At 70.0% G+C, this 8,469-nt stretch carries 9 protein-coding genes and 1 pseudogene; 5 read left to right on the top strand and 5 right to left on the bottom strand.

The annotated features are described in order from the left end of the window. Positions 1-522, top strand: a 522-nt coding sequence (locus IY392_RS03625; protein ID WP_228548978.1) for a hypothetical protein, incomplete at its 5' end; no start/stop codon positions are given. 18 nt (positions 523-540) lie between these two features. Here IY392_RS03625 and IY392_RS03620 read toward each other — a convergent pair. After that, a complete protein-coding gene (locus tag IY392_RS03620; protein ID WP_194860520.1) occupies positions 541-1,113 on the bottom strand; it encodes a peroxidase-related enzyme in 573 nt (190 codons plus the stop codon). Positions 1,114-1,171: 58 nt separating this feature from the next. Continuing rightward, positions 1,172-1,594 (bottom strand): PPOX class F420-dependent oxidoreductase, encoded by a 423-nt coding sequence (locus IY392_RS03615; protein WP_182612356.1) that lies wholly within the window; start codon positions 1,592-1,594, stop codon positions 1,172-1,174. 94 nt (positions 1,595-1,688) lie between these two features. On the opposite strand from IY392_RS03615, the pseudogene IY392_RS03610 reads away from it, so the two are divergent. Beyond that, positions 1,689-2,339: pseudogene (locus IY392_RS03610) on the top strand (TIGR02206 family membrane protein); the annotation flags it as partial. Here IY392_RS03610 and IY392_RS03605 read toward each other — a convergent pair. After that, positions 2,333-4,222 (bottom strand): amidohydrolase family protein, encoded by a 1,890-nt coding sequence (locus IY392_RS03605; protein WP_375292886.1) that lies wholly within the window; start codon positions 4,220-4,222, stop codon positions 2,333-2,335. The pseudogene IY392_RS03610 and the gene IY392_RS03605 overlap by 7 nt on opposite strands. A 128-nt stretch (positions 4,223-4,350) precedes the next feature. Between IY392_RS03605 and IY392_RS03600 the strand changes: the two genes are divergently transcribed. Further along, positions 4,351-5,685 carry an MFS transporter gene (locus IY392_RS03600; protein WP_194860519.1) on the top strand — a complete coding sequence of 445 codons (1,335 nt, stop codon included), beginning with the start codon at positions 4,351-4,353 and terminating at the stop codon, positions 5,683-5,685. An 18-nt stretch (positions 5,686-5,703) separates the two neighbouring features. Here IY392_RS03600 and IY392_RS03595 read toward each other — a convergent pair whose 3' ends face one another. Beyond that, positions 5,704-6,291, bottom strand: a complete 588-nt coding sequence (locus IY392_RS03595; protein WP_107757648.1) for a DUF1707 domain-containing protein — start codon at positions 6,289-6,291, stop codon at positions 5,704-5,706. Positions 6,292-6,466: 175 nt separating this feature from the next. Here IY392_RS03595 and IY392_RS03590 point away from each other — a divergent pair, with 175 nt between their 5' ends. After that, entirely contained in the window at positions 6,467-6,913 is a 447-nt protein-coding gene (locus tag IY392_RS03590) for a carboxymuconolactone decarboxylase family protein (protein ID WP_194860518.1), read from the top strand. Continuing rightward, positions 6,910-7,812 (top strand): sigma-70 family RNA polymerase sigma factor, encoded by a 903-nt coding sequence (locus IY392_RS03585; RefSeq protein WP_182612358.1) that lies wholly within the window; start codon positions 6,910-6,912, stop codon positions 7,810-7,812. Before IY392_RS03590 ends, IY392_RS03585 begins: the two co-directional genes overlap by 4 nt. 52 nt (positions 7,813-7,864) lie before the next feature. On the opposite strand, the gene IY392_RS03580 is transcribed toward IY392_RS03585, so the two are convergent. Beyond that, positions 7,865-8,215 (bottom strand): VOC family protein, encoded by a 351-nt coding sequence (locus IY392_RS03580; RefSeq protein ID WP_107758264.1) that lies wholly within the window; start codon positions 8,213-8,215, stop codon positions 7,865-7,867. Positions 8,216-8,469 lie beyond the last annotated feature (254 nt).

Here is an 8,469-nt window from a genome sequence, read left to right as displayed (position 1 = left end):
CCGATCCCCTGGCCCCGGGGTCAGCGCGTCACAAGGTGGACGGGGCCGATCCTCGCGGTGGTGGCCCTCTGTGTTCCGGGCGCGGTTCTCGGCGTCATGGCCGCGGGTGGCGGGACGCCGACCGCGTTCTCCCAGGTCGCCGGGGTCTATCGCGTGGTCGAGGACACGGCGCCGCCCGCCGAGCAGTTGGTCGACGATGTGCGCTGGCAGCAGGTGGCCTTCGGGCAGCACGGTGCGGACCGGGCGCGCTTCGGATTGCGCCTGGCCAACGGGGACTTCCATGACGGGCGCTACTCCGTGGACGGCGAGGTGATCACGATCGAGCTGTATCCGGTCCGCGAGGGGACATACGGTCTCGTGAGGGACCCCGAGCGCACTCTGACCCTCAGGTGGTCACCGGCGCCCGATGGGATCGCGCTGAGCGGGGACGGGGTGGACGTCACTCTCGCCGAGGACCCCGAGTTCCGCTACCTGTTCGACCGGGGATTCCACTGGAGCCCGACCACGCCGGTCAACCGCTGACGATGACCCGTGCGGCCGTCAGGACCGTGGCGCGCGCCCCATCAGGTAGAACTCCGGGTTCGGCCGCATGTCGGTGGCGTTGGCCACCCGGTTGCTCAGCCCGAAAAGGCCGGTGATCGTCGCGATGTCCCACGCGTCCTCGTCGTCCAGTCCGTGTTCGTGGAGCGCGGCGTAGTCGGCGTCGACGAGCTCGTCGGATCGCAGGTTGACCTTGGTGGCGAAGTCGCAGATCGCGCGCTCGCGCGGGGTCAGGTCGGACTTGTGATGGCTCACGGCCAGTTGATCGGACAGGTACGGGTCCTTCTTGACGATACGCAGGATCGCCCCGTGCGCCACCACGCAGAACTGGCAGTTGTTCTGCGCGGAGATGGTCACGATGATCATCTCCTTGTCCGCCTTGGACATGTTCGAACCCTCGCGGTCCATCACGGCGTCGTGGTAGGCGAAGAACGCCCGCCACTCCGCAGGGCGTCGCCCGAACATCAGGAACACCTCGGGGATGAATCCGGCCTTCTCCTGTTCCGCGAGGATGCGTTCCCTCAGGTCCTCGGGTAGACCGGCGAGTTCGGCAAGGGGGTAACGGTCGGACATGTGCGGCTCCCGGGAGTGTGGCGTGCTCTGACGGTATTCCGAGTGGGGCCGTGCCGACTCAGGATCGTGCCGCGGCCCCCCATGTGTGTACCCGCTCGACCTCCACCCAGGCATCGACGCGGGCACGATCACGGACCGGGTACGGCTGGTCCGTGTAGTGCCGGGACAGGGCGTCGATCCCCGACAGGTCCGGGTCCTCGGTGATCTCGGTGACCCGGCCCTGGATGCTCACATGCGAGTACCAGTCGTCCACCTGCAGCACGGACAGTGCCACGCGCGGGTCGCGTCGCAGGTGCTGGAGGCGGACCCGTCCGGCGTCGAGGTTGAGATGGATACGGTCCCCGACCAGCCGGTACCACGTGGGCACCGTGACCGGTGACCCGTCTCTGCGCAGCGTCGCCATGACGCACGGATTCGGCAGGGCGAGCAGGCGGCGCAGGTCGTCGGTGAGCGGGGAGTCGGATGGGCGTGAGTCGGACACGGCGCGGACCCTTTCGTCGATCGCGGTTTCTCCGGTCCAGTGTGCCCGCGTCGCGACCGCCGGCACTCCGTGGCGATCCGGTTAGGGTGGGGACATGACCACCAAGGCGACCGTTCTGGCCGCCGAGGAGGATCTCGGCTCGATGCCTCTCTTCGGTGTGGCCCACTTCTCCGCTCTGGCCGTCACGGTGGTGATGACAGCCGTTCTGCTGGGCGTGGTGCGTCGGTACCGTGGCTCCCGAGCCGTGGACCGGGCGATCACCATCGCAGGGTGGCTCATGTTGCTCGTCGGAGCGGGCTGGATCCTCTGGGACCTGATGCCCGGCCGGTTCGACCCCGCCCAGGCCATCCCGGCCGATCTCTCGGACTGGGCCCGGATCATCATCCCGGTGGCGTTGATCACCCGCGCCGGGTGGGCGGTGGCGGTGGCGTACCTCTGGGGTCTGTCCCTGAACCTGATGGCGCTGGTGACCCCGGACCTGAACTACAGCTTCTCCCCACCAGTGGAGTACGGGATGTTCTGGTTCTCCCATGTCGCCGCCTTCATCGCCCCGGTGGTCCTGGTGTGGGGGTTGGGGTTGCGGCCGACCTGGCGAGGATTCGGCTTCACCTTCGTGTTCACGGTCTTCTGGGCTGCCGTGGCCTCTGTGGTCAACCTGATCGCCGGGGCGAACTACGGGTACCTCCGCCATGCTCCGCCGGAGGGGTCGCCGCTGGATCTGATGGGCCCCTGGCCGGTCTACATCGGTGTCGCGGCAGCCGTGGTCGCGGTGGTGTGGGCGTTGTTCACCTGGCCGTGGACCGCCGAGCGGCTGACCCGGGGTACGGAACCGGTGGGGGCCGGGTTCATCCGCCGCCCCGCGGGCAGGAACCGGCCCGACGCGTAGTCCGAGCCGTAACCCGGCGCGAACTCGCCGTCGTGCCAGACCACCCGGCCGCCGATGATCGTCGCGGTGACCGCTCGGTCGTTGCGGTTGACCATGCGGCGGATCCCGCCGAGTTCCGGCATCTCCGTCTCGTGGTAGCCCAGCGACTCGCCGTCGAGCCCGGCCGGGTCGATCACCACCACATCGGCGCGGCGACCGGGGGTGATCCGCCCGGCGTCCAGCCGGTAGAAGTCGGCGAGTTCCCCGGTGAGCTTGAACACCGCCTTCTCGACGGACAGGAACGGGGCGCCGCGACGATCCGCGTCGTGTACACGCTCGAGCAGGCGCACGCCGAAGTTGTAGAAGGCCATGTTGCGCAGGTGCGCGCCGGCGTCGGAGAACCCGATGGTGACGCCGGGGGTGTTGACGAGCCGGTTGGCCACCTTGTCGCGGGCGTTGGCGATCGTGGTGGTCCACCGCAGGTCTGCGCCGTGTTCCACCACCAGGTCGAGGAAACAGTCCGCGGGGTGTAGTGACCGGTCGCGGGCGACGTCGCCGACGGTCCTTCCGACCAGAGACTCGTCGGGGCAGGCGACGATCAGGGCGTCGTCGAAGTCGCGGTGCCACACCCGCGGGCTGAACCGCTTCTCGAAGTCCCGCCGGAACCAACGCCGGTAGCCCTCCTTCGCGAGCAGGTCCGTGCGGGCCATCTCGTCCTTGAGGTGCAGTGCCTCGCGCCCGGAGCCGAACTCCTCGAAGACCACCAGATCGATCCCGTCGGCCCACACCTTGAATGTGGTCGGCAGGTGCTGCCACACGAACCTGCCGCGTCCCAGCGAGTTGGCCACCCAGGCCAGGGGCCGGAAGATGTGGTTGACCCAGGGCTCGGCGAGGGTGTCCGCCGCGGCGAGCAGTGACACCCTGAGCGGCTTGCGCAGCAGGCCCGTGCTGGTGGCCACGTAGAAGGCCACGTCGACCTTCGTGTTGAGGTTCGGAACGCCCTGCAGGACGCGATCGCGTCGCCGGAGGATCCGGCTGATCTGTCTGAATTCCTTCCACGAGGCGTGCGTGGAGGGCAGGGTGCGCGAGCGGTAGCGGTCGCCGTCCATCTTGTCCCAGGGGTTGGTCATGGTGGAGACCCCCAGGAACCCCTCGTCGAGGGCCTCCTCCACCCGCCGCGCGATCTCGCGGCGCTCCCGCCGGCTCGGGGAGTGCTCCGGGTCGGTCGAGCGGCCCAGTCCCATCACGGAGGCGCGGACATCGGAATGGCCGAGGAAGCTCGCCACGTTGGGCCCCAGCGGCAGGGACTCGACCGCCCTCCGCCACGCCGCCGCATCGGACCACGACGTGGTGCGCTCGAGTGCGTCGAGGACGGCGTCCCGGGGGAGGGCCTCCACGCGGCTGAACAGGTCGGCCACATCGACGGTGTCCGAGTACACGCCGGACAGTGAGCAGTTGCCGACGAGCACGGTGGTCACCCCGTGGCGGACCGACTCGCCCAGGCCGGGGGACACCAGTAGTTCCACGTCGTAGTGGGTGTGGGTGTCGACGAATCCGGGCATGACCCATCGGCCGTCGGCCTCGATGACGCGGGTGCCCGCCGATACCGGGAGCGGGGAGGGACTCACCGCCGCGACGACGCCGGACCGGATCCCGACGTCGGCGCGGAGGCCCGGCGCGCCGGTGCCGTCGTAGACGGTCCCGCCGCGGATCACGATGTCGAAGTCGGCGCCGCCCGGGCTGGCGTGATCGGTGGTGTCCACGAGGCACTCCCAGTGTGTGATGCTCAACACAGTCTCCACCAGGCTACCCGGACGCTGGTCCAAGTCCAGGGTTCGTGGGGAACTTCCTGCGTCGCCCGGCCTCCGTCCGGCGAGTAGCGTTGTCGCGCATGACCACCCGCACGGAGCGCCTCGACGGCCTACCGTTCACCCGCAAGCACCGCAGGCTGTTGGTCGGATCCGGCGTCGGTTGGGCACTCGACGCCATGGACGTGGGCCTGATCTCCTTCGTCATGGCCGCCCTGGCCGTGCACTGGGCGCTGACCCCCACCGAGCTGTCCTGGATCGGGTCCATCGGGTTCGTCGGCATGGCGATCGGCGCCGCGCTCGGCGGACTGCTCGCGGACAGGATCGGGCGTCGCCAGGTCTTCGCCGCGACCCTGCTGGTCTACGGTCTGGCCACGGGTGCGGCGGCGCTGTCGACCGGTATCGCCATGCTCATCGCGTTGCGCTTCATCGTGGGCCTGGGCCTGGGCGCCGAGTTGCCCGTCGCCTCGACGCTGGTCAGCGAGTTCGCGCCGCGTCGTATCCGCGGCCGGGTGGTGGTGATCCTCGAAGGGTTCTGGGCCGTCGGCTGGCTCATGGCGGCGCTCATCGGATACTTCGTGGTGCCGATCGGCGACGACGGCTGGCGCTGGGCGCTGGCCATCGGGCTGGTCCCGGCGGCGTACGCGCTCGTCGTGCGCTTCGGACTGCCCGAGTCGGTGCGGTTCCTGGAATCGAGGGGTCGGGGCGCCGAGGCCGAGAGGATCGTCCGCGAGTACGAGGCCTCGGCCGGGGTCGAACCGCCCGCCGCGGCGAACGCCCCAGCAGGGGAGCCCGGCCGCGACGCATCCGCCAGCGGGGAGTCCGCGCGCGAGTCGATCTGGTCCCCGCGCCTGAGACGACGGACCGGCGCACTGTGGGTCGTGTGGTTCGGGATCAACTTCTCCTATTACGGCGCGTTCATCTGGCTGCCCAGCCTGCTGGTCTCCCAGGGTTTCGATCTGGTGAGGTCGTTCGGCTACACACTCATCATCACGCTCGCCCAGCTACCGGGGTACGCGGTGGCGGCGTGGCTCATCGAGGTGTGGGGTCGCCGGGTCACCCTCGCGGTGTTCCTGGTCGGGTCGGCGGTGGCGGCGGGGCTGTTCGGTCTCGCGGGGACGCCGGCCACCATCGTCGCCGCGGGGATGGCGTTGTCGTTCTTCAACCTCGGCGCGTGGGGCGCGCTGTACGCGATCGGCCCCGAGCTCTACCCCACCTCGACCCGTGGCGCCGGCACCGGCGCGGCGGCGGCGTTCGGTCGGATCGCCTCCATCGTCGCGCCGCTGCTCGTCCCGGTGATGCTGGGTGCCGGAGGCACGGTCGTGGTCTTCGGGGTGTTCGCGGCGGCCTTCGTCGTCGCCGCCCTGGCGGCGTTCACGCTCCCGGAGCGCAAGGGCGTCGCGCTCGAGCAGACCTGACCTGCGCGGTCAGTACGTCTAGTGCGTCTCGCGCCCGTCCCCCAACTCGCGGATCCGCTCGGTGGCCGCGCGCAGACGCTCCTTGCGGGCCTCGTCGTCGGACTCCTTGAGCTCCTCGTAGAGTTCCTCGTCCGAGTCGGAGAACTGCAGGATCGCGCGCGGAACCCCGAGGGTCAGGACCAGCGAGGGCCACACGATCCAGGCGTAATCCCAGCCCACGACGAACTGCAGCACGAGGAACGCCACGAGCGTCGCCCCGAGGACCAGGCCGTCGAGGGTCTCCACCGTCTTGCCGCGCTTGCGGAGATCCTGGAGCTCGCGATCCGGGTCCGAGACCGCCGGTGACGACGAGGTGCGCGCCAGCTCACCACCCCCCGCCGCCGCCGTCTGCACGATCATGCCGTCCACGCTGCTCAGAGGCATCCCTCCGGGCAGATCCCGGAATGATGACCGCAACTGACCCAGGGTGCGCGCGGCCGCGATGTCACCGGACCGGGAATGGAATTCCGGGTCGTCGAGACGACCGGCGGCATAATGGTCGCCCAGCGCGGTGAGCGCGTGCAGGCGCTCGGAGTCGGAGAGCAACAGATCATCGGGATCGGTCATGTGACCAGGCTAGGAGGGGGCCCCGGAGATCGCCATAGGTGATCACACCGATCCGCTGTCACATCCGGGAGTGCTGGTGCGTCGAAGGGGTATGAGCACTCACCGGAAAGACCACGGACCGCACACACAGGGACAGCGCACACAGCACCAGCGCACACAGGTCAGCGCGGGCGCGATGGTGCCCATGCTGGCGCTCGAGGCCTACACCAGGGCCCGGGTCTCCCGCTCCGACAGCCACCTCGTCAGACTGCGGGTCTCGGCGGTGAACGAGTGCCGGTTCTGCACCGCGATGCATCGCCGCGACGCGCGTAAGGACGGCTGGGACGACGCCCGGATCCTCGCCGCCGAGGACTGGCCCGCCCACGCCGGTGAGCTGTCCGCGGGGGACCTCGTGGTCCTGCGATTCGCTGACGCGATCACGAACGTCCGTGGCGAGGACTCGGTCCCGGACCACCTCTGGGACGAGATGGTCCGACACCGAGGTGAGGCGGGCACTGGACAGCTGCTCATGGAAGTCGTCACCATCAACGCATGGAACCGGATCGCAGTGGCGACCAGGAAGGACCCGGGGTCGCTCAAGGGCGTCCGCCCGGAGGACATCGATCCCGTTCGTCCGAGGTGACCGCGGCCGGTGGGCTCGCCGGACTCGACCGGACCGCAGTGGACCGGGTCCGGGGGCGACTGCTCGGGGTGGGATACCGCATCACGGGGACGTGGGCCGACGCAGAGGACGCCGCCGATGAGGCCCTGGCCCGCCTGGTCGGCCTCGACCCGGGTTCTCACCCCGACAACCCCGAGGCGTGGCTCACCACCGTCACCACCCGGTTGTGTCTGGACCGGCTACGGCGACGACGGCGGGAGGACTACGTGGGGGCGTGGCTGCCCGAGCCCGTCGACACCGCCCTGCTTCCGGCGGAGTTGGCCGAACAGCGGGAGGATCTGCGGATCGCCGTCCTCCTCGCCTACGAGCAGCTGGCACCCGATGAGCGGGCGGCCTTCGTCCTGCGCGAGGCCTATGCCCTGCCCTACGCCGAGATCGCCGAGACGTTGGACGCGGCCGTGCCCACGGTGCGCCAGTGGGTGAGCCGGGCACGCCGCCGGTTGGACACCGACCTGCGGCCGCCGGAACGTGCGCCGGAGCCGGTGATCACGCGCCTGGTCGAGGCCGTCCTGGCCGGTGACCTCGAGCAGACGATCGAGGTGCTCACCGCGGACGTCCGGGTGGTCTCGGACAGCGACGGGAAGGTCAACGCCGCCCGCAGGGACATCGTGGGGGCCCGCAAGTGTGCGTACTTCCTCATCAAGGCCGCGGAGTTGTCCGGCGGCATGATCGCGCCGGTCGAGGTCAACGGGGAGTTCGCGTTGGCGGTGGTGTCCCGCGGGGTCGTCCGGGTGGCCCAGCTGGGCGTGGTCGACGACCGCGTCACGCGGGTCTATTTCCACTCCAACCCGGCCAAACTCACACGATTGGCCTTGCCGGAGGGGTTCGAACCGACTCCGCGAGCCGGCTCGGTTCCCTGAGCTGACTCAATGGAGGCGGCGCTCGGCTGTGCGCGGCGGCGTGCGGCGGTGGCTACTCCGGCACCCACATGGCCATCTCGTTCCCGCCCGGCTCGCGGAAGTGGAACCGTCGGCCACCGGGGAAGGAGAACGGGTCGAGGGTCACCACGCCGCCCGCGGCCTCGACCCGGCCGCGGGCCTCGGCCAGGTCGGACACCCGGATCACCATCAGAGGTGCCTGCGACTGCTCGTCGTCGTCACCCTGGATCCCCACCTCGATCCCGCCGCCGGTGAGGTCGGTGTACGACGTCCCGTACACGGTGGGCGTCCAGCCACACACCCTGGCCAGGAAGTCGGCTGTCGCGGGCATCGACGAACTGGGGAACTCGACCATCGTGATCTGGTCCGGGGTGCTGTCCTGCATGCTGCCGACGGTACGGGCACCATGGGCGCGGTGGCGCGGTTTCGATCCCGTGACCCGGTTCGTGCTACCCCGGTCCTCCTCCCCGTGACGGACTGCGCGGGCGGCGGGATCACCCGCGAACCCGGGCCCCATCCCAGCGTGAGAGCAGGTCCATCGCGACTGCGCGCGGATCCGGCGCGCGCATCACCGCCGACACCACGCTCACACCGTCCAGGGCGGTGCCCGCGAGCAGGCCGACGTTCGCCGGGGTGATC

The organism is Dietzia sp. SYD-A1, from assembly GCF_015356725.1.
GTDB lineage: Bacteria > Actinomycetota > Actinomycetes > Mycobacteriales > Mycobacteriaceae > Dietzia.
This window is presented reverse-complemented; position numbering and strand designations above follow the sequence as displayed.

Bases quoted from the DNA above. Each gene is read 5' to 3' on its own strand.
- IY392_RS03620 (WP_194860520.1), bottom strand. From the start codon at position 1,113: ATGTCCGACCGTTACCCCCTTGCCGAACTCGCCGGTCTACCCGAGGAC.
- IY392_RS03600 (WP_194860519.1), top strand. From the start codon at position 4,351: ATGACCACCCGCACGGAGCGCCTCGACGGCCTACCGTTCACCCGCAAG.
- IY392_RS03595 (WP_107757648.1), bottom strand. From the start codon at position 6,291: ATGACCGATCCCGATGATCTGTTGCTCTCCGACTCCGAGCGCCTGCAC.
- IY392_RS03590 (WP_194860518.1), top strand. From the start codon at position 6,467: ATGGTGCCCATGCTGGCGCTCGAGGCCTACACCAGGGCCCGGGTCTCC.
- IY392_RS03580 (WP_107758264.1), bottom strand. From the start codon at position 8,215: ATGCAGGACAGCACCCCGGACCAGATCACGATGGTCGAGTTCCCCAGT.